We start from the raw sequence: 22,223 nt of genomic DNA on the forward strand, positions 1-22,223 counted from the left end.
AAGGCAGACGATGCATCGCAGCCAGGCGATTCCGTTCACTTCTAGCCGTGAATGCGGCCATTTTAAACGGCCTTCCTCCCGGCGCTAGAATCCCGCCCCCGGCTCGGCGAGATAGGCCTCCTCGGCCGGCGTCGAAACGCGGCCGAGAAAGCCGTTGCGATGCGGAAAGCGGCCGTACCGGGCGATGACGTCGCGATGGCGGACGGCATAGTCGAGATACGTCTCGTCGCCATGCGCCTCGAAGAGCGAGACGCTGAGGTCCTGGTCGGCCAGCAGCTCGGAATGCTCGAAGGGCATGTAGAAGAAATGCCGGCGGCCGTAGTCGACCGCCTTGTCCGCCCCCGCGTCCAGCGCCAGCAGCGCCTCGCGCCGGGCAATCCAGTCGGTGGCGAAGGCAAGGGGCGAGGCCCGGTACATGTTGCGGGGAAACTGGTCGAGCACGATGATCGCGGCAAGCCGCGCCTCGGGGCTTGCCCGCCATTCGTCCGGCACCGCGCGCGAAAGGGCAAGGTGCGTTGCGGCAAACTTTTTGCGTACGCGCGCATCGAGCTCCGGCGTCGACTGCCACCAGTCCTTCGCCGTCAGCGTCTCGCACCAGAAGCCGACAACCGCGTCCGGCCGCGCAATCCCGCTCTCATTCATGACAGGTCTCCATTCCTCGCCAAGGCAATATGGCGGAGGGAGGACGGCTTGCAAGGGGGCGGGCAGAGACAAGCGGAAGGCAGGCGCCTTCGCTTTGCCAAAGGCTTGTTTAATCAGCGGAATTTAGGATAGTTTTGGTGGGTGATCACGGGCTCGAACCGTGGACCCGCTGATTAAGAGTCACGTCGCATCGGACGTTTAATCAGCCCCCTAGCGCTATGCAATGTGTAAAATACTGCTTCAAATCTCCCAAAGAATCCAGTGCCGTCAAGAGCGGATTGTAAAACGATTTCCACCGTTTTCGACGCCTGTGGACAACCCCTTGACTATCCCCCTCACCCTGCCACCCTCACCCCATGACAGAACCCTACCAGCCCCGCTACCAATGGAAGCGAACGCAGCTCGACGAGAACGACCCGCCAACCGATCTCGACTGGTGCGGGTTCGACGGCATGGCCTATATAGGCAGGATCAGGAAAGACACGGCTGGCCCAACGGCGGGCAAATGGCAATGGGCGGCGGCTTATCCTCGCGAGCTACGGGACAAGAGGATATTGCCGAACACCGGCTTTGTAGACACGGCGAGGATTGCCACGCAGATGGTGGAAGAGTTCTGGGACAGAGCCCTGTCGAGGATTAAGGATTAGGGCGAAAACCCGCCCTTCAATAGGAAGCTGACGATCCCCGCGCCGATACCGCTGATCAGCAACCATGTGATCCGGGACAGGACCTTCTTGATATCGCCCACCGAACTTTCGAGGCCGGAGAAACGGGTATCGATACGGGCTTGATGGGGGCGGCTCACAAGAGTACAAAAAGCGAACGCGTCGAAGGCTTGCAGGCCGACGACGCGCTCTAACCAGCCCAACGTTTCAGGAGAACGTCGAATGGCTCAATCTCGTCTATGCTCGATTCCTGGCTGCGGCAAGCCCGTCTTCGGACACGGTTGGTGCTCTGCACACTACTCCCGCTGGAGACGAAAGGGCACGCCGTTAGGCCGAGACACAAAGATTGAGAGAAAGTGCTCCGTGCCAGAATGTGAAGATCTAGCCCGCGTTCGCGGCTGGTGCGGCAAACACTATCAGCGGTGGAACAAACACAAGGACCCATCGGAGACCAACGGGACAGAGCGGGGCGCCCCATTGAGGTTCCTCACCGAAATTGTCATGAACCATGGGGGTGATGAATGCTTGCGATGGCCTTTCTCAACTGACCAAAACGGATATGGAAGAGTACGCTATAATGGCCAGACACGGCGCGTGAACGGAATAGTCTGCGAACTGTCGCATGGTCCAGCGCCGTCCCCCAAACATGAAGTCGCTCACTCCTGCGGCAACGGAGCAATGGGATGTTGCGCGCCTCGTCATCTGGCTTGGAAGACGCATACGGAAAATGAAGCAGATAAACTCGTGCATGGAACCCTTAGGGTTGGGGAGAGGCATGCACGTGCAAAACTGAGCAATGATCAAGTTCGCAAAATAAGATCACTAGCTGGCACGATGCTGCAAAGAGAAATCGCCGGCATATTCGGCATATCGCAAAGCCAGATAAGCGAAGTCGTAAACCGACGTACCTACGCATCCATCTACTGAGGCCCAAGCCCTCCCCGCACCATGAACGCGACGGCCGCCACAAGGATCGCCCCGACTATAGTGCGTCCGATCCATCGAAGCGTACCCTGAATCTCGCTGATACTCTTCGTGATCGCTATAAGATCACGCTGGAGTCCTAGCCACTGTTCGCTTCGCTTAGCCTCGCCTATCTCGCTCTGCCGCTGCCACGCCTCCAGAGCCGCAATCCGCTGGCTGTTCCCCTGAATGGTATGCTCCGCGCTCACCATGCGGCTGCGAAGATCGGGGTCCGTATCCGATGGGGTCATTACCAGCATCCTGCCTGCTTGCCATCTGCATTGACCGAAGCCACCCATTGAGCGACGGGACGATCCGCAAAGATCGCGGCCCTTGTCTCGCTCTTCATCGTCGGCGGCTTCCTGAGAACGTCGCAGCTATTCACAGCGACCGTCGTTGAGCACCCCGCCAAGAGCGCGGCACAGATCATCATCGGACATGCCCGATACCATTTCATCGGTCAGCTTCCTTTCGCGGAGGATTTCGACGGTCTTTTCCAGAGCGGCCGTAGCAGCCGCCGTTTTGCCGGCCCGAACGCCGTAGAGGTAGGCAGGGCCGGCGAAGAGGGCAGCACCGAGGATAGCCCCCGCGCCGATCTTGAGGGCGTCGAGGAGGCCGGTCATGCGGCGATCGCTCGCTGGATAGATTTGATGCGGCTGATGATCCACTCGCCAAGGGCCAGGAAGCCAAGGCCGGCGACGATGACCACGGCGACAATGATCAGAAGCTTGACCGGGTCGACGCCGGCCGCCCAAGCACCGAGGGCGCCAAGGAAGCCAGTGCCGGAGAAAATCGACGTGAACCAGTTGGTTTTCTGGCGCACTTCTTTCTCAACCTGCGCTGGGACGACTGGCTTTTCGACCTCGACGGCCACCTCCCGCACCGGTTGGCCCTTGGCGTGGCGGTTCCTGATCTCTGAGAGGCAATTGCGGAGGCGATCCACGCTGATGGCTGCGTGCTGCCCCGCATAGGCGCCCTTGCCGTCGAGCTTTGGCAGCGAGGCCCACTCATGCGCAAGGTTGTCGATCAGCGCGTCCTCGCTGAGACGGCCGGCGAGATACTTGTCGATCCCGCGGACGCCCAGAAGGTAGCAGGCCATTTCGTCCTGGCAGTCGGCGTCGAACTCGCGCGTCAGGGGATAGCGATCGGGCAGCGCCTTCCGGATAGCGCGCGCGGTGGTCCTGACAATCTGGTAGCGGCCGGCAGCCGATGAGTTAAGCTTCTTGTTGTCCGGATCCGACAGCATCTTCGTCTGAAGCGCGTCGAGTTCTTTCAGCGTGAGCGACACGAGGTCGACCGTCGGGGCCTTGCCCTTCGTCACCTTGCCGTCGAGCATCTTCCCGTAGGCAAGGGTCTCGTTGTAGCCGCGACCCTTGTCGGTCCCTTCAGTGAATCCGATGAGATCGAGCAGAGGACGGTAGACGTGATACTTGTCGCCGCGCGAAAGCGCCGCGCCTTTCGGAACGGTTCTGTCCATGAGAGATCCTTTCGATTGATAGCCGCGTGTTAATGGTACGCTATTGCACTTCGCCAGATTCCGCGCTTTGATCGCGCAGGTTGGCTAGGAGAGAATAATGAAACTTGCAACGGTGGTGGTGCCGCTGGTCATGGGCACGCCAGCGGCAGCCGAAGGCCCGTATGCCGGCGGTTGCGCGGGATACGGCTTTCAAGCGGGCGGGCAGATTTTTCGCCTCGAAGATGTCTCAGATGGGCGGCGGTTATCGGGGTCAGCCCTACATCTTGATAATTCTCGATATTTTACCTTGAACCAAAGAGGTTTCTAGATGGCTGTTTATGCATTCTACAGTGCGGGCGGGTTCGCTCGTGAAATTCACGCAGGCTTTGTTCACAGCATCGGCATGGTCGATAATGGAGAACGAGGCGAGGTCGTATTCATCGATGATGCCGCAGAATCGCAGGGACAAGTTATTCGCGGAAGCCGCGTAATCTCCTATGAAGAGGCGAAGTCTATTCCCGGCATCAAGGTCAATGTGGCCTTCGCCGATCCCAAGCTGCGCAGGAAGAAGGTCGAGATGTGTGCGGCGGACGGCCTAGAAACATTCTCTTCGTTTGCACCTACATCCATAATCGGGGACGACGTTAAGATCGGCCACAGTGCCATTTTCGCGCACAACTCGATGGTTACATCTGACGCTCAGATCGGAGACTCCTTCCACTGCAATATTTACGCTTACGTTTCCCATGATTGCATCGTTGGTGATTTTGTCACCTTCGCTCCCCGCGCATCCATGAACGGCCGGGTTAAGATCGAGGACGATGTGTATGTCGGGACGGGCGCGATCATTCTCCCAGGCAAAACTGACCGATATCTTACGATCGGAAAAGGCGCGATAATCGGAGCCGGGGCCGTCGTCACGAAAGACGTAGAACCCGGCTCTGTGATGGTTGGGGCGCCCGCTAAACCGAGGTGATCGTTAACGAGGCTCGAAATAGCGATCACTATTCATGGAGCGGCGCTCGGCCACTCGACCACCGGCATCTCCGCAAGGAATGCGTCAACGGTCGGCTGTTCACGCTGACCGACCTGCACCTTGTAAAGTTCGGCGTAGGAATATGTCCACACCCCATCGCGCCACGAGACAAAGGCGGTGGCCTCCGCCGCCCATTGCGGGTTTGTCGACGAGACGTAGGAGGCCAGCGTTACCCCGTCGCGGAAAAGCTTTTCCCTTGCGGTGGTGTCAACCAGAGCTTGGATTGCGTTTTCGTAGTCCGCGAGGGTCGGAGGCTGTATCGGCTTTGCTGCCAGAAGGCCTTGTTCAGCAGGATCACCGATCTCCTCGATGTCGATGGGATTACCGTCCTCGTCCCACCACGTTTCGCCGCGATGGTCTTCCACCTCACGCCACTCTCCGTCGACAAAAACGGTAGCAAAACCTTCAGAAGTGGTAGCAGGCTCCACCAATGTAGCGGACGCCGGAACGACCCAACGGCCGCTTTCCATCGGATCAGCATCAGCGAGCGACGAGCTCAGATACTCACCGCTCATCCGGTGATAGTGGTAAACAATCGGTGCTTCGGACATCGTTCAGGACCTCAGAATTTAATTATGCCGAGAAGGGCGACGTTACGTGGTCTGGTTTCAGCGCTTGTGCCGGTCGATGGATTGCCTGTCACAATCCCGAAGTCGGAGAGGTATACCGGGTCAGCAGACCAACCTACGTTGCTGCTGCTTCCGTTTCCGTAGTACCGCCCCGCGTTGAGTGTGTGAGTGTGCGTTTTCAACGCGTCCGATTGCGCAGAACCAAACACACGACCAGTGTCTACGCCGCGCCCATCATCCCAGATGCGCTCAAATTCGCCGCGACTGTCAGGCACCTTAAACGTTCCATCCCCATTGTCGGCAAAGACGAACGCTCCGGCAGCCCACGAGCCAAGGGAAACGACACAACCGTTATGCAACGCCCAATTCCAGAGCGCGGCATAAGTCGTCTTGGAAAAGCTTCCGCCGTTTCTCTTCAGGAAGCCGGCGCGGGCCGTGCTTTGCCCGTCCAAACGCGGCGTGCCAATTTCGACCGAGGCATAGCCTGTATAGGTCGCACCATTGGCGCTGTACGCCTGCCACGTCATGACAGACGCATAGTCGGCATGCCAGATCGGGCCGATGTCCTCAGTCGGGAGCGCAACGCCCGCGCCGAAGAACTTGATGCGCGCTTCGATACTCGATGACGGAATGGTAATCGCCACGAACCCCGACCCCGTGCAGATGAGGTAAGCCGCATCCCCATCCGCAACGACAAGCGTTTCCTCGCCGTTGATAAGCTCGGTTCCGTCTGCGTCAATGGTGACGTCTCCGCCGTTGGCGAAGACCATCATGTGCCAGTCCGCGCCAAGCGTGGCGGCAGCCGTCAGCGTAAGCGTTGCCGTCGCCGTGAACTCGTAGAAGGCGTTGTTGTCGTTCGCCACGGCGGTATAAGCGCCGGACTTCGTGGCGAACACAGTGCCGTTGTCGAGATCCCGGCGAAGGATCGCCATTAGCGTGCGAAAGGCATTGTCGAAATTCGAGACCGAATTGGTGCCGAGAATGCCGATGCCGCCGCAATCGGTATTGTCTCCAGCCGTGGTGCTGAAGTCGAGAAACGTGCTTTTTGCCATGGGGAGACCTTCAGTAGAGACCGGCGGAACCGCTCTTGACGGCCCGGTCATATTGGCCGGAAGATTTCTGGACGGAGCGGCCATAGTCCGTCTGCTTGCCGTCGCCCTTGACCGGGCCGCTAGGCGTAGCGGGGAAGTAGTTCGTGCCCCTGCCCGTCAGAATGCCGCCATTGACGATGGCAGGGCCGAGCAGGCCGCCGACGACGGAACCGATGGGGCCCGCGATCAGGCCGCCGAGGACGCCGCCGCCGAATGCGCTGAGGCCCTTCTTCAGTGCCTGCTTCGTCTGGATGGCCCTATTCGTGCCCATTTCCGAAAGGCGCTGCTGCTGATCGCGGACCATGCCGTATTCGTCGTTGGACAGGAGGCCGACAGGCTGAGAGACACGGCCCGTGGTCTGGGGCGTGTTGATGGCTACGCTTGTCGCCGGGCCCGCTACCGTCGTGTCGACGGTGGGCATCGATTCCACCGCGAGAGCGCCAGGCGCCGGCGCGAGCTTGCCCCGGACGCCGAGCGGATCGTTATCCAGGTCGAGGACCTTCTGTCCCGACAATCCGAGGACGCCGGCCTGCCCCATCGAGCCCGCCATCTGGCTATAGGCGTTGGCGAGGGTGGATGGCGTAACCGCCGGGGAGGAAAGCGGGGAAACTGCGTTGATGGCGTCGACAGGGTTGCTGGCATGAAGGATGCCGAGGGCGGCATCGCGCCGTTTCATCGCGTCTGCCGTCTGCGCGCTGGTGAGGTTCAGCGAGCCATTCGCCGCCTCGAGGCGCTGGCGTCCAAGATTGGCTTTTGCCTGCATGCTCGCCATGTCCTCCGGTGCTCGGTAGCTGAGAAGGCCGGACGCTTCGCCGGCGGGGGATAGCCCGCGCTCTGCCACGGCTGAAACGCCCATGCCCGGTTCGGAAAGAACCCCGCGCGTGACGCTCATCGGCGTTGCGGGATTTATCGCCGCCATAATGCCAGTTGCGCTATCGGACTGATTGATGCCGGTTCCGGGGCGGTCGGCAAAGGTCGGGGTCGGGATGCGGCCTTCGGCAAGCAGGCCATCAATCTCCGCATCGCGGCCATAGCGATCATTGATTGACTGCAGCTTGGCCCCATACTTCCGATCCGTGGCATAGCCGCCGGGCTGACCGTACCGAAGGCCCGATACCGCTTCGGAGAACGTCGGCGCGGTTAGCGCATCACCCCAGCGTCGTGCGACGGTGGACGCCCAATCTCGGAACGATTCTGCCGGGTGATCGTAGGCGCGAAAACGGGCATTCTGCCGGACTGCTCGCCCACCTTCGTCTTCCCACGTCCTCGCCGTGAATGCATCGCCGCCCCACGCCGGGCCAGCCTTGATGCCGAAGTAGTTGTTGCGAACGGCGCTCTTGCCGAAATTCGTTTCAAGCGCTGCCTGAGAGGCGGCAAGGCGGGCCTGTGGGTCGGACAAGCCTGCGGCGCGCGCAGCACTATAGGCCTCGCTGAAGAAGCGCTGACGGTTGTTTGCCATTCATGGCTCCATGAGATTTCTGGACATTTTCCCGGGCTGGCTGCATTGTGGCGCGCTTGCACATATCAGGGGGTGAGAAATGAGACTCTTCGCCGCGGCTGCCGCTATGATCGCGCTGCCTCTACTGTCGGGTTGCGTTAGCTCGGAGGAACAAGCCGCGCAGGACTCCGCATTCTGCCAGAGCCTTGGCGCTACCGCTGGCAATGGTCTGATGGAATGCGTAATGGCCCGCGACGAACAGCGAGAGAATGCCCGTTATCGCCGGAGCATGGCTTTGATCGCGGCCGGGAACAACATCAACCAGATGAACCAGCAGCAAGCCATGGTGAACGCAATGAACCGCCCGGTTAATACGACTTGCCGAAGGCAGGGCATTTACACCAACTGCACAAGTTACTAGATTCCCCGAATGCAAATAGACCACGACCCCAACGAACCGCAACGCCCGAAGGATGACGGCATGTGGTGGCTGTATCCCGCCTGCTTCATTTTTATCGCTGGCCTTTGGGTCTGGGTTCTTCTCACTGAACCGATCCATTGGCTGTCTGCCGGTCTAGGGTTCGCTACGGGGATGATGTTGGCGTATTGGGGCGTGGAGACCTTCCCCGGACCATACAAATCACCTCCCAAGAAGTAGCTTCCCGGTATCTGGCGCGATCTGCGACGATTCCGCATTCGCGATAGCCGCCAGTAGCCCGCGCGTCTGCGCCGTTAGGCCACCGCCGCGCGCCAGTTGGTTGGAAAGATACGTCTGGACCGGCTTGCTCATAAGCAAGGCCCCGGCCATCCGAGGAGCGGCAAAGCCTGCTGCGGCGCCCGCAAGCATCGTCTTCGGATCGCCACCGCTAGCATACCCCGCGCCACCAAGACCAAGCAGCGCGCCGACATTTGCCCCGAGGTTCTGGGCATTGAGCCGCCCCGCTGTGCCACTATTCGGCATTGAGCGAAGTACCGCCTCACCAGACCGTGCGAGTTCGGCAAAATCTCCCTTGCCGCGAGCATAATTCCTGCGGCCGTGCTTCGTCACCGTGGCGTTTCGGAGTTGTGCAGGTGAAATGATGCCAGATGCGGCATTCTCGCCGGCACCCGTCGCCGCCTTCTCGATAACGAGCATGTTTCGATATTGGTTTCTAACTTTGCGCCACTCTCCGAGGTCACGCGGATTGGTTCTATACAAGGAGCGCTCCATGCCGTCATCCAATGCGTTCCGTAGGCCATAAAGCGCGTCCTGCAATTGCGGGTCACTCACCGCGCCGCGCGCCATCCTGTCGAGCCTAGACCTGACGGCCTGGTAGGCGCTTCCATCGAGGCTCCCCTGTCCTAGCGTCTTGCCTAAATCCTGTATCAGGTCCATGACGACAGGAGCGCGCCGGCTCTCAGGAACGAGAGAGGCGTATTCCCTCCATACTGCGCCCAAGTCCTGCGCAAGCTTGGTGTCAGGCGCGAGGTTGTTTCTCGATGCCAGATTGTCAAATTTCTGACCGATAGCCCGGAAGCCATCATCAATCACATCTGGCGTTGCTCGATTTGCATTGATACCGGCGCGCTTAAGGATTGCGGACGTAAACTGCTCGCCCTGCCGTTCAATCTTGTCGGCTACCTTGCGCCCGCCAAGCTCTGCTTCTGCATACCGCAGGCGGTCATTGCCAAGGCGCTGGCCTGCGGTCGTCTCGACGCCCTCGCGGCTAAGAGAGGAAACAGCAGCTTGGCGCTCTGGGCTGGACGTGAAGGGCGAAATGACTTTGCGCCCGGCGGCGGTGACTGCCTTCATAGCAAGCGGAAGAGCGCCGCCAATGGCCGCTCCGCCAACAGCGCCATACTTCGCGCCTTCCGTCATGCCTGAAAGTGAACCGTCAGATGACCCGGCGCCTTGAAGCGCGCCAAACCCGGCGCCCTCGGCGGCTGAAGCAAGAGACACCCTACCGAGCCCACCCCCTGCATTGATGGCACGCGCGGTAGGCGAAAGTCCTGCCTTGACGAGACCTGTAGGAAGGACAAAAGATCCACCAATCTCCGCAGCGAGGCCGGCCGAGCCGGAGCGTTCGCGCGCCTTGTTGGTGTAATCCTCCATGGCGGCGAGCTCTTCGGCATACGTCTTGTCGGTGAAGGCCGATCTAGCCGCAGCCGCAGCCTTGTTACCTAGCCCGAACGTCACGCCGTTCGCAAACTGGTCGGCAAGGTCAGCAGTCGCAACAAGCGGCTTCTTCCACGTCGGCAGCTTGTCGAAACGGACCTGGGCGAGGCTATCGATGGTTGCCCCGCCCATCTTGTTCGACATATCGGAGAGTTCCGAGCGCAGATCCTTGGATTGCTGGCTTTCCGCTCCCGGTGCACTTTCGCCGCGTAGACGGATAATCTCATTCGCCAGGGTCTTTGCGGCGGCGACGTCGCCAGCCGCATCAGCATTCACAAGCGCGCGGGAAAGCTGTTCGATAGTTGCCATGTCAGCCGCCGTATTTCTTCAGAAGGTCATCCACAGATGATCCGCCGGCACCTGACGGCTTGTAGAACGTGCCACCTCGAAGCCCTTCGGCGCGCTGGCGATTAAATTCGAGGCGTCTTTCGGCGAGGGCGCGGGCTCGCTGAAGGATGCTTTTGCGAACCTCAACGGGCTGGCCGGCAGAGCCCTGCAATTCAAGTAGGATTTTGCGCTCACCTTCAGTAGGCGCCGCCCCGAACGTAGCCTTCAGACTTGCGAGAGCCTGACCAACAATGAGATTGTCGAATTCTGCCGTTGCCGCCGAGCTTTCCTTGGAGGAGACTGCATCCGGGACCATCCAGTCGGGCAGCGCGTTGCCGAGGGCGCCACGCGTCGAAGCGAATGCCCCTTGGTTGGCTTGATCGTTGATGGAGAGAGCTTGGTCCAGCGCGGTGATAGCGTTTTCGTTGGCGGCCACCAGGTCATCAGCCTCCAGAATGGCCTTTTTATCGGTCGCCGTAAGCGGCGCCTGATCCTCACGCGGCATTTTGCCGGTCAAGATGAAGGACTGATACGCCGGATCGTCTGGCATGAGACCATTCTGCTCAGCAGCAAGCTTGCGCTGGCTATAGGGGTCGTCTTTCTGCTTGGCCGTCTGTGGCGGGGTCAGCCACTCGCCGGTATCGGTGTTGTAGAGGCTTCCGCCAGCCTGCATGAAGGCGTTCTTCGGCTTCTGCGCTTCAAGCTTCTGCTGGTAAGCCAGCTTCCACGCATCGCCCGGGCTGATAGCCCCCGCCATGACGGCCTGCGCCAGTTCCGGATTGGACGACTGGAGAAACTTCACCGTCTTGTTGTTCTGGAGCGCGCCGGCAAGGCCCTGAGCGCCGAGCGCGGCCTGTTCCGTGCCCGTCTTGCCCGAAAGCAGCCCGAGCCCCATCTGGGTCAGGCCCATGCTGTTGTTGCGCAGGAAGTCCATCGGTCCAGCCATTAGAAGAGCCCTCCAAGGAGGCCAAGGCCAGTGGTGCCGTAGCCGAGTGCGGTCAGGAACGGATTCTGGCCCGGCTGCGTCTGCGTTGACGTGCTGCCAAGCTGGCCGGCGCCCGAGGCGATAGCATTGAGCTTGCCGAGTTGCGCCCACGGTGCATTGTTCTGTTCATTGAAGATGCGCAGCTTGTCGTTCATCTGCCGCGTTGCCAGATCCTCGTCCATCGCGCCGAGTTGCATCAAGTCCGTGCCCGGCAACTTAAGCCCGCTATAGGCCGCGCCGAGGTTTTCAAGGCCGCCCTGCCCCATATTGAAGAGGCTGGTATTCGCAGCGTCACGGCGGTTCTGCCAGTTCGTGTATTCGTTCCCGACCATGCGAGAGGTCAGATCGCCGATGGTATCGCCGAGGACGCCCTGATGTGTGCCGGAGCCATACCGACCAGCTCCGCCGGCCGACAGGTTGACCGTATCCCTTGCCGAGTCCTGCGCCTGCCGTAGCACCTCCTGAAACGCCGGGTTCGCGTTGATATCGAACGTCGAATTGGCGATGGCGCGGGTGTTGTTGACCGCGTCCATCTGCGGAGCCGTGAAGCCGCCGTTGTTGATTACGTCCTGGTACTGACCGGACAGCCCGGCTCCACCAGCGTTGGCGTTCGCGGCCTGCCTGATCGAGCCCATGCCGGCTTGGGTGTTCGCGCTCCACGGGACGACGGTCGAGCCGGTGTAAACCGACTTCGCCCCGGTCGGGTCCGCATTGTAGGCATTCTGGGCGCCGGAAAGGCCTAACTGGAGCGCAGGCTGTGCCGCCGACCACGGTGCATTGTTCGTGGTCGTCGTTTGGGTTTTCGATCCACCGGACATTTAGATTTCCACTTCGTATGTGGTCCGAAGCTTCTTCGGAATTTTCAATGGCATGATGATGCGCTCCCATCCGTCCCGACCGTCGAAGACAAATCGGGTTGCACCGCCTTCCCGGGCGATTTTGCGGATTGCGGCCGGAAGCTCCGCGAACCATCGGCCCATGTCCTCGCCGGCAAGAACAAGGCAGCGAAGAACGGTTCCCCTCTCCCACTTCTGGAATTGGAGAACCGCCCCCATCGCTGGCACATCGTCCTCCATGGCGACCATCAGGAACGCATTGCCGGATCGGCACATCTGCCAGAGATCGGCAGCGGAGATATCATCCCCACAGCGGTCAATAGCCTCCTGAAACCGCGCGGAAAGCTGAGGCCAGAGCGCGTCCACCTCGGCGGAATTGGCAAGCCCGATCATCGCGAGGTCAGCGCAAAGTTGAGCATGTAGATCACCGTCACCGTCACCCCGGAATTGCCCGTGGCGCGGATTTCGTCACCTTCGACAAGGCGCAGCGGGAGATTGTCGACGATCTTGGTTTCATTGTCCGATACGGCGCCCTGCCAGACCAGATGCTCCGTCGTGTTCACCGAATCGTACCAGTGAAGCTGGCACGTCACCGACCCGCCGTTGTCGTTGCAGAACGCAACGGAGGCCAGCGTGAGGCTGTCATCCGTAGCAGTCTCGCCAATCTTCGTGGTGGCGGTATCCGTCAAGGCCTGGGAGACAGGCACCTGAAGATTGCCGGCGTAATTGCCTTGAACGCTCATTGCTGCCCCGATTGCTGTGCCGAGACGTTGACACTGCTGACCACGCTCCAGTCGGCACCTGCGGGTGTCTGGAAGCGGAATTTGTGCAGTCGGCCGTCCGAGCGAAGAGGAACCATTCCCGCGCGGTTCATCGTGCTGGCCGTGCCCCACGTCACCGCTGCACCGTTGTGAGGCCTCGTCCCGTCCGTGAGGGTATAATCCGCCGCATCGGTCTGGACGCGGGCGCCGTTGACGAAGGAACGGGCCATGCCGTCGATTTCCACGTCCGCCGTGTCGATGGTGGCGGCGAGATTGTCGCCCGAGAAGTACGCCAGCTTGTTGTCCGACGTGAAGGTCGCGAAGGTCGGCCTGCCACCGGAGAAAAGACGGCTGTCGAAAGGTTCGGCCACGTCCTCGATGCTGGCATAGAGCGTATCGAGACCATCCCACGACAAATCGGGCGTGGCGAGCGCCACCATTTCATCCACATCGAGGTCGGTTGTACACCAGCGGTCCAACTGCCAGTCATAGCCGATCCGCCGGCTCGATCCGTCCGCCTGTCGAAATTTCCACCAGACGATCTTCTCGAAAGGATCGGCGGCGCCCTGCACGTCCGAGAGATAGGCGCGATCCACGTTCTCAAGAAACCACCTGTCCACCCGCTCGGCACCGATGGGCTTGCGATCCGCACCGCCGAAGAATCCGTCTTCGGACAGATAGAAGAACAGGCCGGGTCCGATAGAGACGATGGAGCGTGGCGCGACAGTGCCCTGCTTCGGATTGAGGACCGTGCGCGTGAAGGTGTACCCCGACGAGGGCGAGAACGGAAAGTATTGCATGCCGGCGCGCTGGATGACGTAGAATCCGCCCTGCTCGCCAAAGCCGCCCATGACCTCATCGCCTTCGGGCAGCTCCTGGTAGTCCGATCCCTTCTTCTTCGGCGTCCAGTGCTCGATATCGTTGATGCCGGACCACTGGACCGTCTTCTGGCCCACCGTGCCTTCCAGATAACCGAGGACGAGGAAGTCCCCCGAGACCCACGAGTATTTCGCGCGCGGCGGACTACCTGCGAGATCCCCGAAGGGATCGGCGCCGCCGATGTCATAGACCTGTATGGGGTCGCTGATGTTGTGTGCAATCAGCTTGTCGCCGAACCGCGTAAAGGTCCACGCATCCTGGAGGGGAACCGAATACGGCGCGCTCGGACCGCTGATATCGGTCCACGAATAATCCGTGGTGTTGAGCAGGTAGAGCCCGGTTTCCGTGCCCGCGATGATATTGTACGTGCCGGAGGCTGTGCGGACATAAACACCCCCTCTGCATTTACCCGGAAGGGACTGCGTGATGGTCGACAGGCCCGGCATCGGCCCCCAGCCGTCAGCCACCGGGAGCGCGTTGACGACATACCGGCTGACGGTCGAATTGAACGGGCTCTTGTCGGGCTCGAATGGACCGAAGGGGATGCGCATCAGAATTCCGTTGGAGCGACAGAGTTGCTTGTGACGCGCGCCGCCGTTTCAGCCTTCAGGCGCTGGAATTCATCCCCTTCCAGATTGGCAAAAAGCTGTGCGCGCCCGGAATCCAGCATCTTCGTTGCGGAGACCATCTTGGCGGCTCGATAGCGCAGCAGTTGATATGCCTCGGTCATCCAGACATTCCCGGCTTCTTCGTCGGTGGCCGGCGCCGTTTTCTTGATGTGTCCGATCATGCGGACCGTGTAAGCATCATCGGGCGTCGGATAGAGCATCAAGGACTGATTGAAATACGCATACCCGGTTGGGCGGCTGCCAGTCGCCAAGGCGGTTGCGATTTCCCATTCCTTCGGCGTGAGAACGTCTAGTTCCCATGTTGATGTGCCGTCCGTGACGGTGATCTGATCTATTTCGATGAAATCAGGGATGGCAGTATCATCAGTCGACGAATAAACTGCCTGCGCCTCGACTGTTGCGAACGTTTCGCCCCTGGTCTCATTGAAATAGAACCGCTTATTCTGGAAATAGCGGATTGCATTGCTGATTTCGGACGCGATTTGCGTGCTCAGGTCGGACCGTAGAAGGTCGTCGGCGATTTCAGCCTTGAGGGCGCCCAAAGTGCTCATTTCTTCACCCCACACGCTTTCTCATGCCGATAGAGGCCGCGCCCGATTACCTTGCCGCAGTGCTTGCAGTGGCCTTTCTTGACCACAGGCTTCGGGCCTTTATCGACTGGTGGAGAGGGGGGCGGGATATACCCCGCCTCCCATAGCGCCATGAGCGCGAGGTTCATGGCTACTGGTCGTTGTCGAGCACGAAGGTGATAATCACCTCGGCTACACCGGCAGAAACCGCGCCAGTACCGTCATTGACGGATGCCGTGACGATGGCCGGCGACGTCTGCATGATGTTGGTCGTCGCGGCCAACTCATCCAGCGCTTTAAAGCCGACAGCCGTGGCAACGAGCGCGGTTGCGTAGCCGTTCGGGTCATCGGTGGTCGAACCACCCCGGAAACCAACGTCAATGGTTGCCGTGTCGTTGAATGCGGTCGTGATCATAACGCCGCCGCCGATGACGATTGCATTGGCCGGGATGGTGCCAACATCAACCACGTCACCTTCGTCCGCGAACGTCACCTGCTTGCGCAGATAATGGACGAGCTGCTTGTGGTAGTTGCGAGCCGTCGAGCCAGCAGTATTGGTAGGCATATCTCAGCCCTCCTTACGTGTGCGCTGCGGCGTAGGAAGACACAACGACGGTGCCAAAGTCCTGGCTGTCGAAGCGGGTCTTCTTCATGCCGAACATGGACATGATGGAGACTTCCAGCCGGCGCTTGTGGTCGATCAGCTCTTCGTTCCAGGCGTAGGTCATCGGACCGTTACCCTTGCCGAAGGCCACAGCAGCAGCCTGCGCCCCGAGGAGCACAGCGCGGCGAACCGTGGAGATCGCAGCACCAGTGGACGAATTGACGCCCTGCGTGACGTGGTTAGCCTTGCGCAGGATGACGTTGTTGTACTCGCCGAGAGCATCCGTGTAGATCGGATTTTTCGACGAATCGGAGGCCGCGAGCGCAGCCTTCTGAATATCGAGCCACTGCCCGGTGCTCGTGCTCGTGCGCAGGTCAGTGACCTGGTAAGGATGCAGATACATCACGTACTTCCCGCCCGAGATATCGCGACCGCCCTCGACGCCCTCGACATTGATCGGGCGAAGCGGGCTGGATGCCGTTTCCGCCATCTCGCGGGCGTAGTCGACGTACTTCAGGGAGAATACGTCGTCGGATGCGAGGTTTTCGTCTCCATCCGAATTGTTGCCGGCCGTGTCGACAAAGATCTGTCGGCTCGGCGCAACGATGGTGTTGAAGCCGTAGAACTTCGGGCGGGTTTCGGCAGTGTAGCCGCAGACCTGATTGAAGAACGTTACCGACATGCGCTCAGCCTTCCAGCCGCGCAGGCCGACCTTGGCTGCATCGCGAAGATTGACAGGGACGCGCTGCGCATCGATGGAGCGCCCGTTGTTCGGGATGTCCACGACGTGGCCGAGCTCGTTGATCGTCACTGCGTCCGAGTACAGGGACAGGCTTTCGCCATTGCCTTCTGCGATCTCGCCTTCAGTGAAGCCATCGCCGGTCAGCTTCTTCATGAGGGGGAACGTCACCCGGTCGCCGGATTCCTTGGAGGTTTCCGTCTTCAGGTGGATGATGGAGTTTGGCGACGTGCCGATAAGCGCGGAAATTTCGGAACGATAGATGATATCGTATTCGAGACGACGCGCCCACAGCTTCACCGCCAAGGCGTCGTTGACGCCAAAGGTCGTTTGAGCCATTTGCTCTATCCTTTGATAGGGTTCAATTTGGGTGATCGCCAATCTTTCACGCCGATGGCAGGCGAAGCAGGTCCCTTTAAAGACGGGATGCGCGGTCTTCTCCTGGATTACGGGCCAGGCCCCGAAGCAGGCAAGTTTTAAGCCATTGTGCGCAGGCTACACGGGCACTGACGGGCTAAATCAGGAGCCCATGATCTCATCAATCTGCTTCCGCCCAGCTACTGTGGACATCAGCTTGTTAAACTCTGCATCGCTCATCTGAGCGAGCGCTTTGGCGTCAAGGGGCTTGGGCGCTTCGCCGCCGGCAACGCCGCCGAGGCTCATGTGCCGCTCTTGCCGCTGCGCAAGATCCTGAACGCTCGGCTGCGCAGGCGCCGGAGCCGGAGCGGACCATCCCCAATAACGCCCATTCGCGCGGACAAATTCGGCCATCTGATCGGCATCGCGAGGCGCGCGGGACGCGTATTCGTAGATGTGACGCTGCATGGCCTGCTCAAGCTGGGCGCCATAAAGTCCCTGCTTCTTCAAGCCTTCGCGCGTTGCATTGACGGAATGGTCGAAAGCGTCCTTCACGTCCGGGTACTTCGCCATTGCCTGGTCAAGGATAAAGCCGGCTTCATCAAGCGTCTGCTGAACAGCCTGCTGCTGCTGCGCGGCTTCCTGCCTCTGTCGTTCTGCGGCCTGGAACTGTTCGTTTTGCTCGCGCAGTTGCTGGATTTCGTATTCGTAGAAAGCGAGAGGGTCGGTTTCCTTGTCAGGAACCTGTTTTGCAGGCTGCCGTGACTCTTCGATGCGCTGAAGCATCTGGTTCGTGCGCTCTTCAAGGCGAATGCGCTCTTCGCGCTCCCGCGCCATCTGTTCGCGCAATTCCCGTTCGGCGGCGCGAGACTCCTGAAGCGCGCGGACATCAACCATCTTCGGCTGATCGGCCTCAGGCTGCTGAGTGTCGGGTTTCGTCGTGTCGGAGACCGAGTCCGGTTGCGGCTCCGGTTCCTGCGTTGCTTCCGGGGCGTCTAAAGCCTCGATCTCTTCGCTGCTGAGTGCTTCATTCACAAAGTCTGCTTCATTCGGTTTCATGATTAGCCCTTTGGTTAGCCCTTCACTGAATCGGCATCAGCCCTTGTAGAACGCCGATTGTCGCCTCTGCCTTCTTCAGGCTGAGCTCCTGAGCGTCGATCTCAATGGACGCTCTGTTCTTTTCTGCCTCGGACTTCGTTTTATCGATGTCCGCGCCTTCCTTGGCTTCGGCGATTTGCTGTTGCTGCTGGGCAGCTTGCGCCTGTTGCTCAGCCATCTGCTGCGCCTGTTGCTTCAACTTCTCAACGATTGTCGAGGGAAGCGGCGAGTATTCAAGCATGGTGATAAGCATCTGCGGCGGGATGAGCTTCGCGAATGCAGGGAGAAGCTGCATCATGACAACCCACGCGGCTTCCTTCTGGTTCGGGCTTGTCGGGGCATCATCAACGATGATGTCGTAATCTTCCGTCGCCTGCCGCATGAGAGGCACATAGCGCGCGCCCTCTTCGCCAACGATCTTGATAAGCCGGCCGTCAGAAAGATCGTGCTGGATGTAGTAGAGCATCACGGAGCCTTGAAGCTCGCGGTAATACTTCAGGCTATCGAAGAACGGCTGCAGGATGGTCATGCCGGCCTGCTTGCGGCTCATTTCCAGCGATGCCGCCTGCCCTGCTTCTCGGAGACCTAGCATTTCTACGGAGACGCCGGACGTGTCACGGATCGAAGAAATGGCAAACTCTGTCAATTGCTGGAAGCCGACCGGGAACTGAGCCGGGGCTTTCTCCTTGACCTTGTTCGCCGTGATCGCGCCGTCTTCCATCCACGTAATAGCCGATGGGTCGGACCACGATTCTTCCGCTTGCCTCTGGTTGGCGAATGCGCCTTTCTCAGCCAGTAACCCGCCCTTGGAGTTGCTGTTCATGATGTGCATCATCTGACTGAGCCACTTATTAGCCCAGCGCTGCGGGTCCTTCATGGACCGAACGATGCCGTACCACGTGTTCTTGTTGCGGTCGCGCTTGCCAGTCATGAACTGGAACGAGAATTCATGCGGGCACGGGGCCGGTCCAGTCGCAAGGACGACCTCTCCAAGGAATGCCTGTTTGCGAACCTTGCGACGGAGCCGAACGCCTTGCATTTCCATCCCGGCGATTTTCTTCAGCCGCTTGTTGACGGTGGCATATTCTCCCGTCGTAAACTCCGATTGCTGCCCGGTAAGCGGATCTTCGGCGATATAATAGCTCTCTCGCTCGATCCACTGACACTGCACGAGCGTGACCATGCCATCGGAGGCCTTATCGTCCCCTGCATTTTGCTCCGGGTCGTATTGAGCGCTCTTCAGGTCATCAGCCGTCGTCCATTGGGCGTCTATTTCCGCCCTGGAATAGCCTGGGAACATGTTGAGCGCTTCAGATATCGGGATACGTCGGACGCGCCAGACACGTCGAGCGTCTGCAAGATTACGCTGCTTGGCGTCGTAGTCCCAATACATCTCCATCGGGTCTACCCGGCAAATCTCCGGCGTCCCCTCCTGAGAGGATTCGTAGTCGATGCGGCTTTCCGTGCAGCCGATGCCGCAGACAATGGTATCCCAAAACGCATCGCTCTCATTCGACTCGGCATGCGCCTTATCGCGGAACCACTCGCCGGCGCCGGTCAAGAGCTCGTTGGGCTTCACGTCGCCCATTTCCCGCGGGATGTAGCGTGTCTCACGACGGTTGCCGATCTCATTGCCATGGATGCTATCAATGACGGGCTGGATGCGGTTGAAGACGACGACTGGACGCTTCTTCTTTTTCAGCGCCTTCATTTCTTCGTCCGAAAACTGCCGGCCTGCTACGAATTCGTAATCCTCGCGGGCTTCCTCCCGCCACTCTTCAAGGTGGCTCCTGTCATTGATGAACCATTCCTTGAATTTCTGCGGGACAGGCGCACCTTTCGCCAGGCCATCGTCATTCAGTACGTCAGCCATGAATCCTCACCTGTGTCTCGCGATTGGAACTTCTCGCGGTGCCTGTCGCGCTCGACCTGCTTCAGAGACATATCGTCTTCCCGGAAGCCAGAGGCAGTGAATGTCATGAATGCCTTCGCGCCATGCGAATTGATGTCGTGGCGCGATTTGTCTTTCCAGACGCCGCGAAGGTCGTCCCATTCCTTGCGGAACTGCTTGAGCCTCGAAAGACCAGACGAGCATCCCGCCTCATCGAATTGACACCGGCTGAAGAACGGTCTCGCTTGGTTGATCTGCTGGATTTCGGATGTTGCCCGCTCAACCACCTTCGGGCGGAAATTCAGCTTTGACATCACCGAAAGCGTGCCGTCAGGAATCCATATCGACTGGCGATCCCCGTCATGCGGCAGATAGTGTTCACCGAACTGGACGGCGCGCTCCTTCTTCCACTCGTTTAGCCAGTCGATGTAGTGCCCTATCCACTCGCCGGAGTTTTCGTAGTACCCGACAAACCGGTGGAAGCCGCTGATGAACTGATGCAGCCATATGGCGTTCAGGTCGTTCCGCCCAAGGTCCCAGAACGTATTGACGGGATAACGAACATCAACGGGGAACCCTCCAACACGGCCCTGCTTGTACGCCGCCGCCATTTCAACAGAGAAATACGCACCTTCAAGGGCCTGCTCGAATGCCTCTTCAGGCGTCGAGGGGAATTCCCTCTTCATGTCCCCGCCCTGAGTCTGCTCCTTCTTCACATACCAAGCCATCTGCCAAGCATCGACTTCGACGCCTTGCGTTGCCAGCTTGTCGAAGTATCGCAGATCCTCATCCGTGAAGACGACACCCGATGGGTTCAGCCTGTATTGCGCGTCCTGATACCACGGGAAGAAATGGAACTTGTAATCCATGTCCGTGAGCGGCGAACCATTGGACGCCTGCTCAATGGCCTTCTGCGTCATGTTGTAGAAGTCGCCTTCTTGCCCTTCCGCAGTGGATTCGATGACGACAAATTGCCCAGGCGCGACGGCGTTCAACGCGCCTGTGACGATTTCCCGCGCCTTCTCTGGATACATGGCGCATATCTTGCCGAACTCGGAGATATGCAGGTATTGCAAAGTGCCCGATCGCATCGACGTGGAAACGCGTATTGACGAGTTATTCGCCAATGTCAGCGTGTCAGCGCTATCTTGCTTGGTCGCTACGGCGTTCCGAATTCCTTCATCAAGGTTGTCATACGGGAATTTGATCTTGTCCCGGAAGATCACCTTCGCATCGTCAAGCTTATGAGCGATGACGCCAGCTCTCGTGTTCGGTGTGAAGACCGCAGCGTCCAAGTACACGAGGCAGCAGAACGTCGTAAACCCAAGCTGGCGCGCCTTCAGGATGATGTTGAGCGAATGAAGCTCATCCATGAACTTCAATTGCGCTGTGTTCGGCTCAAACTTGACCTTTCGCCCTTGCTTGTCTGTGATCCAGTAGAGGTTGCTCAACCGCCAGCGCGGGTCAAGGAATTGGTCCTCGTTAATCTGAATGGATACGCTTGCCATTGTTTGCGATGCGCTCCATCAACGCTGAAATGCTGTCAGCCAGCTCTCCGCCATGGTTAAGGTCCTGCTTTTCAGCCAAACCAAGATCGCGAGCGATGATGTTCGCGTTCAAGAGATCAGCAGCCGCTCCTGCAAACTTCTGCTGGAAGATAACTGCCTCGGCTCGCGTGATGACTTCGAATAAATCGGGGCGAGATTTCCGCCAGTTAATCCATGTGTCATGGCCAACGTCGAGGAACATGCACAGACCGGCGATGGTCATGGCGCGCATCTTCGGGAACGTTTCTTTGGTGACGACGCCCTGGAATGCAAAGCCTTTCGTCTCATACAACGGGTTCTCTTCGACCCACTCGAAATATTCGCAGCAGGCGGACCAGAGGTCTTCTGCCTTCTCGAACTTCGGCTTGGCGCCATGGGAGGATCGCGCCTCCCAGAAGCGATTGCCGGGGAGGAAGCGACCGGTTTCCTCGTCTTTGCCGGTCATGTGGCACCTTTACGCAAAATCATTCCAAAGGTGTCGGTATATAGCCCTTTATGGGCGACACCTTGAGAATGAATTTTCTACGGTCCGACGATAACCACGATGATCAATACCATGACCATGAGATAGAACGCCGTCGCAAAGTAGTACGTGGCGGTCGTCGCCGGCTCCCGCATGATCTGAAACAACCTCGCGATTGGCTTGGTTGCCTTTTCCTCCTGCCAACCCCTGCCGTAACCAGTGATGCGCATGCGGGCTCCTTTTCAGAGAGAAGCCGGACCTAAGCCCGGCTCTCGTTTTGGGGATGCGGGGGTTAGGCGAAGATGCCGCCATAACTTCGGGCGTAGTGGATGCGCAGGCCGAAAATGGTCAATCGGCCGTCATCGTAGTGGAACAGCTTCGGCAGAAGACCAACCGCCAGCTTGGCCGAATAGCCCTTCCCGTCGCCTACCGTCCCGCGCTCCCACATGAGACGGAAGAGGCGCACATGCTTCTGGCTGTCGTCATAGCGGAATACGCGCTTGACGCGGAGGTTGCGCATGCT

General features: G+C 59.4%; 25 protein-coding genes. 4 read left to right on the plus strand and 21 right to left on the minus strand.

Going from position 1 to position 22,223, the window contains the following annotated elements; genetic code table 11:
• Nucleotides 1-84: 84 nt before the first annotated feature.
• On the minus strand, nucleotides 85-642 hold the full coding sequence (locus HNQ66_RS00830) for a DUF924 family protein (RefSeq protein WP_184139894.1): 558 nt from the start codon (nucleotides 640-642) through the stop codon (nucleotides 85-87).
• Between the two features lie 356 nt (nucleotides 643-998).
• Here HNQ66_RS00830 and HNQ66_RS00835 point away from each other — a divergent pair, with 356 nt between their 5' ends.
• Nucleotides 999-1,289, plus strand: coding sequence for a hypothetical protein (locus HNQ66_RS00835; RefSeq protein ID WP_184139896.1), 291 nt, complete (start codon nucleotides 999-1,001; stop codon nucleotides 1,287-1,289).
• Between the two features lie 1,358 nt (nucleotides 1,290-2,647).
• On the opposite strand, the gene HNQ66_RS00840 is transcribed toward HNQ66_RS00835, so the two are convergent.
• Both HNQ66_RS00840 and HNQ66_RS00845 read right to left on the minus strand, forming a co-directional pair.
• Nucleotides 2,648-2,893 (minus strand): hypothetical protein, encoded by a 246-nt coding sequence (locus tag HNQ66_RS00840; protein ID WP_184139898.1) that lies wholly within the window; start codon nucleotides 2,891-2,893, stop codon nucleotides 2,648-2,650.
• Nucleotides 2,890-3,747, minus strand: coding sequence for a lysozyme family protein (locus HNQ66_RS00845; RefSeq protein WP_184139900.1), 858 nt, complete (start codon nucleotides 3,745-3,747; stop codon nucleotides 2,890-2,892). The genes HNQ66_RS00840 and HNQ66_RS00845 overlap by 4 nt, the downstream gene beginning before the upstream one ends.
• A gap of 97 nt (nucleotides 3,748-3,844) precedes the next feature.
• Here HNQ66_RS00845 and HNQ66_RS00850 point away from each other — a divergent pair, with 97 nt between their 5' ends.
• Both HNQ66_RS00850 and HNQ66_RS00855 read left to right on the plus strand, forming a co-directional pair.
• Nucleotides 3,845-4,054, plus strand: coding sequence for a hypothetical protein (locus HNQ66_RS00850; protein WP_184139902.1), 210 nt, complete (start codon nucleotides 3,845-3,847; stop codon nucleotides 4,052-4,054).
• The gene (locus HNQ66_RS00855; RefSeq protein ID WP_184139909.1) at nucleotides 4,055-4,702 is read left to right on the plus strand and encodes a NeuD/PglB/VioB family sugar acetyltransferase; all 648 of its coding nucleotides are present in this window, start codon (nucleotides 4,055-4,057) and stop codon (nucleotides 4,700-4,702) included. It abuts the gene before it with no gap.
• Between the two features lie 32 nt (nucleotides 4,703-4,734).
• Here the strand turns inward: HNQ66_RS00855 and HNQ66_RS00860 are convergent, their stop codons facing one another.
• Genes HNQ66_RS00860 through HNQ66_RS00870 form a run of 3 tightly spaced genes read right to left on the minus strand, consistent with a single transcriptional unit; the run spans nucleotide 4,735 to nucleotide 7,881 of the window.
• Complete coding sequence (locus tag HNQ66_RS00860) at nucleotides 4,735-5,313, minus strand: hypothetical protein (RefSeq protein WP_184139911.1); 579 nt, start codon at nucleotides 5,311-5,313, stop codon at nucleotides 4,735-4,737.
• 11 nt (nucleotides 5,314-5,324) lie between these two features.
• Nucleotides 5,325-6,383, minus strand: a complete 1,059-nt coding sequence (locus tag HNQ66_RS00865) for a phage tail protein (RefSeq protein WP_184139913.1) — start codon at nucleotides 6,381-6,383, stop codon at nucleotides 5,325-5,327.
• 10 nt (nucleotides 6,384-6,393) lie between these two features.
• Complete coding sequence (locus HNQ66_RS00870; RefSeq protein WP_184139915.1) at nucleotides 6,394-7,881, minus strand: glycoside hydrolase family 73 protein; 1,488 nt, start codon at nucleotides 7,879-7,881, stop codon at nucleotides 6,394-6,396.
• Nucleotides 7,882-7,960: 79 nt separating this feature from the next.
• Between HNQ66_RS00870 and HNQ66_RS00875 the strand changes: the two genes are divergently transcribed.
• Complete coding sequence (locus HNQ66_RS00875) at nucleotides 7,961-8,281, plus strand: hypothetical protein (protein WP_184139917.1); 321 nt, start codon at nucleotides 7,961-7,963, stop codon at nucleotides 8,279-8,281.
• Between the two features lie 219 nt (nucleotides 8,282-8,500).
• Here HNQ66_RS00875 and HNQ66_RS00880 read toward each other — a convergent pair whose 3' ends face one another.
• The 15 genes from HNQ66_RS00880 to HNQ66_RS00950 all read right to left on the minus strand — a co-directional run bounded on the left by HNQ66_RS00880 (nucleotide 8,501) and on the right by HNQ66_RS00950 (nucleotide 22,220).
• Entirely contained in the window at nucleotides 8,501-10,324 is a 1,824-nt protein-coding gene (locus HNQ66_RS00880; protein ID WP_184139919.1) for a hypothetical protein, read from the minus strand.
• A 1-nt stretch (nucleotide 10,325) separates the two neighbouring features.
• Nucleotides 10,326-11,288: a hypothetical protein gene (locus tag HNQ66_RS00885; protein ID WP_184139921.1), complete on the minus strand. Its 963-nt coding sequence runs from the start codon at nucleotides 11,286-11,288 to the stop codon at nucleotides 10,326-10,328.
• Nucleotides 11,288-12,145, minus strand: a complete 858-nt coding sequence (locus tag HNQ66_RS00890; RefSeq protein WP_184139923.1) for a hypothetical protein — start codon at nucleotides 12,143-12,145, stop codon at nucleotides 11,288-11,290. Before HNQ66_RS00890 ends, HNQ66_RS00885 begins: the two co-directional genes overlap by 1 nt.
• The gene (locus HNQ66_RS00895) at nucleotides 12,146-12,556 is read right to left on the minus strand and encodes a hypothetical protein (RefSeq protein ID WP_184139925.1); all 411 of its coding nucleotides are present in this window, start codon (nucleotides 12,554-12,556) and stop codon (nucleotides 12,146-12,148) included.
• Complete coding sequence (locus HNQ66_RS00900; protein ID WP_184139927.1) at nucleotides 12,553-12,906, minus strand: hypothetical protein; 354 nt, start codon at nucleotides 12,904-12,906, stop codon at nucleotides 12,553-12,555. Before HNQ66_RS00900 ends, HNQ66_RS00895 begins: the two co-directional genes overlap by 4 nt.
• On the minus strand, nucleotides 12,903-14,354 hold the full coding sequence (locus HNQ66_RS00905; protein WP_184139929.1) for a hypothetical protein: 1,452 nt from the start codon (nucleotides 14,352-14,354) through the stop codon (nucleotides 12,903-12,905). Before HNQ66_RS00905 ends, HNQ66_RS00900 begins: the two co-directional genes overlap by 4 nt.
• On the minus strand, nucleotides 14,354-14,983 hold the full coding sequence (locus HNQ66_RS00910) for a phage adaptor protein (protein ID WP_184139931.1): 630 nt from the start codon (nucleotides 14,981-14,983) through the stop codon (nucleotides 14,354-14,356). The genes HNQ66_RS00905 and HNQ66_RS00910 overlap by 1 nt, the downstream gene beginning before the upstream one ends.
• Before the next feature lie 169 nt (nucleotides 14,984-15,152).
• Complete coding sequence (locus tag HNQ66_RS00915; protein WP_184139933.1) at nucleotides 15,153-15,566, minus strand: hypothetical protein; 414 nt, start codon at nucleotides 15,564-15,566, stop codon at nucleotides 15,153-15,155.
• Nucleotides 15,567-15,579: 13 nt separating this feature from the next.
• Nucleotides 15,580-16,683 carry a N4-gp56 family major capsid protein gene (locus HNQ66_RS00920; protein WP_184139935.1) on the minus strand — a complete coding sequence of 368 codons (1,104 nt, stop codon included), beginning with the start codon at nucleotides 16,681-16,683 and terminating at the stop codon, nucleotides 15,580-15,582.
• A 180-nt stretch (nucleotides 16,684-16,863) separates the two neighbouring features.
• Nucleotides 16,864-17,760, minus strand: coding sequence for a hypothetical protein (locus HNQ66_RS00925; RefSeq protein WP_184139937.1), 897 nt, complete (start codon nucleotides 17,758-17,760; stop codon nucleotides 16,864-16,866).
• Between the two features lie 22 nt (nucleotides 17,761-17,782).
• Nucleotides 17,783-19,672, minus strand: coding sequence for a portal protein (locus HNQ66_RS00930; protein WP_184139939.1), 1,890 nt, complete (start codon nucleotides 19,670-19,672; stop codon nucleotides 17,783-17,785).
• Nucleotides 19,657-21,198, minus strand: coding sequence for a terminase large subunit (locus HNQ66_RS00935; protein ID WP_184139941.1), 1,542 nt, complete (start codon nucleotides 21,196-21,198; stop codon nucleotides 19,657-19,659). Before HNQ66_RS00935 ends, HNQ66_RS00930 begins: the two co-directional genes overlap by 16 nt.
• Nucleotides 21,173-21,682: a DNA-packaging protein gene (locus tag HNQ66_RS00940; RefSeq protein ID WP_184139943.1), complete on the minus strand. Its 510-nt coding sequence runs from the start codon at nucleotides 21,680-21,682 to the stop codon at nucleotides 21,173-21,175. Before HNQ66_RS00940 ends, HNQ66_RS00935 begins: the two co-directional genes overlap by 26 nt.
• Before the next feature lie 77 nt (nucleotides 21,683-21,759).
• Complete coding sequence (locus HNQ66_RS00945) at nucleotides 21,760-21,930, minus strand: hypothetical protein (RefSeq protein WP_184139945.1); 171 nt, start codon at nucleotides 21,928-21,930, stop codon at nucleotides 21,760-21,762.
• A 62-nt stretch (nucleotides 21,931-21,992) separates the two neighbouring features.
• On the minus strand, nucleotides 21,993-22,220 hold the full coding sequence (locus HNQ66_RS00950; RefSeq protein WP_184139947.1) for a hypothetical protein: 228 nt from the start codon (nucleotides 22,218-22,220) through the stop codon (nucleotides 21,993-21,995).
• Between the last annotated feature and the right edge of the window lie 3 nt (nucleotides 22,221-22,223).

It is taken from the genome of Shinella fusca (assembly GCF_014203155.1).
Taxonomy (GTDB): Bacteria; Pseudomonadota; Alphaproteobacteria; order Rhizobiales; family Rhizobiaceae; genus Shinella; species Shinella fusca.

Bases quoted from the DNA above. Each gene is read 5' to 3' on its own strand.
- HNQ66_RS00830 (WP_184139894.1), bottom strand. From the start codon at position 642: ATGAATGAGAGCGGGATTGCGCGGCCGGACGCGGTTGTCGGCTTCTGG.
- HNQ66_RS00835 (WP_184139896.1), top strand. From the start codon at position 999: ATGACAGAACCCTACCAGCCCCGCTACCAATGGAAGCGAACGCAGCTC.
- HNQ66_RS00840 (WP_184139898.1), bottom strand. From the start codon at position 2,893: ATGACCGGCCTCCTCGACGCCCTCAAGATCGGCGCGGGGGCTATCCTC.
- HNQ66_RS00845 (WP_184139900.1), bottom strand. From the start codon at position 3,747: ATGGACAGAACCGTTCCGAAAGGCGCGGCGCTTTCGCGCGGCGACAAG.
- HNQ66_RS00850 (WP_184139902.1), top strand. From the start codon at position 3,845: ATGAAACTTGCAACGGTGGTGGTGCCGCTGGTCATGGGCACGCCAGCG.
- HNQ66_RS00855 (WP_184139909.1), top strand. From the start codon at position 4,055: ATGGCTGTTTATGCATTCTACAGTGCGGGCGGGTTCGCTCGTGAAATT.
- HNQ66_RS00860 (WP_184139911.1), bottom strand. From the start codon at position 5,313: ATGTCCGAAGCACCGATTGTTTACCACTATCACCGGATGAGCGGTGAG.
- HNQ66_RS00865 (WP_184139913.1), bottom strand. From the start codon at position 6,383: ATGGCAAAAAGCACGTTTCTCGACTTCAGCACCACGGCTGGAGACAAT.
- HNQ66_RS00870 (WP_184139915.1), bottom strand. From the start codon at position 7,881: ATGGCAAACAACCGTCAGCGCTTCTTCAGCGAGGCCTATAGTGCTGCG.
- HNQ66_RS00875 (WP_184139917.1), top strand. From the start codon at position 7,961: ATGAGACTCTTCGCCGCGGCTGCCGCTATGATCGCGCTGCCTCTACTG.
- HNQ66_RS00880 (WP_184139919.1), bottom strand. From the start codon at position 10,324: ATGGCAACTATCGAACAGCTTTCCCGCGCGCTTGTGAATGCTGATGCG.
- HNQ66_RS00885 (WP_184139921.1), bottom strand. From the start codon at position 11,288: ATGGCTGGACCGATGGACTTCCTGCGCAACAACAGCATGGGCCTGACC.
- HNQ66_RS00890 (WP_184139923.1), bottom strand. From the start codon at position 12,145: ATGTCCGGTGGATCGAAAACCCAAACGACGACCACGAACAATGCACCG.
- HNQ66_RS00895 (WP_184139925.1), bottom strand. From the start codon at position 12,556: ATGATCGGGCTTGCCAATTCCGCCGAGGTGGACGCGCTCTGGCCTCAG.
- HNQ66_RS00900 (WP_184139927.1), bottom strand. From the start codon at position 12,906: ATGAGCGTTCAAGGCAATTACGCCGGCAATCTTCAGGTGCCTGTCTCC.
- HNQ66_RS00905 (WP_184139929.1), bottom strand. From the start codon at position 14,354: ATGCGCATCCCCTTCGGTCCATTCGAGCCCGACAAGAGCCCGTTCAAT.
- HNQ66_RS00910 (WP_184139931.1), bottom strand. From the start codon at position 14,983: ATGAGCACTTTGGGCGCCCTCAAGGCTGAAATCGCCGACGACCTTCTA.
- HNQ66_RS00915 (WP_184139933.1), bottom strand. From the start codon at position 15,566: ATGCCTACCAATACTGCTGGCTCGACGGCTCGCAACTACCACAAGCAG.
- HNQ66_RS00920 (WP_184139935.1), bottom strand. From the start codon at position 16,683: ATGGCTCAAACGACCTTTGGCGTCAACGACGCCTTGGCGGTGAAGCTG.
- HNQ66_RS00925 (WP_184139937.1), bottom strand. From the start codon at position 17,760: ATGAAACCGAATGAAGCAGACTTTGTGAATGAAGCACTCAGCAGCGAA.
- HNQ66_RS00930 (WP_184139939.1), bottom strand. From the start codon at position 19,672: ATGGCTGACGTACTGAATGACGATGGCCTGGCGAAAGGTGCGCCTGTC.
- HNQ66_RS00935 (WP_184139941.1), bottom strand. From the start codon at position 21,198: ATGGCAAGCGTATCCATTCAGATTAACGAGGACCAATTCCTTGACCCG.
- HNQ66_RS00940 (WP_184139943.1), bottom strand. From the start codon at position 21,682: ATGACCGGCAAAGACGAGGAAACCGGTCGCTTCCTCCCCGGCAATCGC.
- HNQ66_RS00945 (WP_184139945.1), bottom strand. From the start codon at position 21,930: ATGCGCATCACTGGTTACGGCAGGGGTTGGCAGGAGGAAAAGGCAACC.
- HNQ66_RS00950 (WP_184139947.1), bottom strand. From the start codon at position 22,220: ATGCGCAACCTCCGCGTCAAGCGCGTATTCCGCTATGACGACAGCCAG.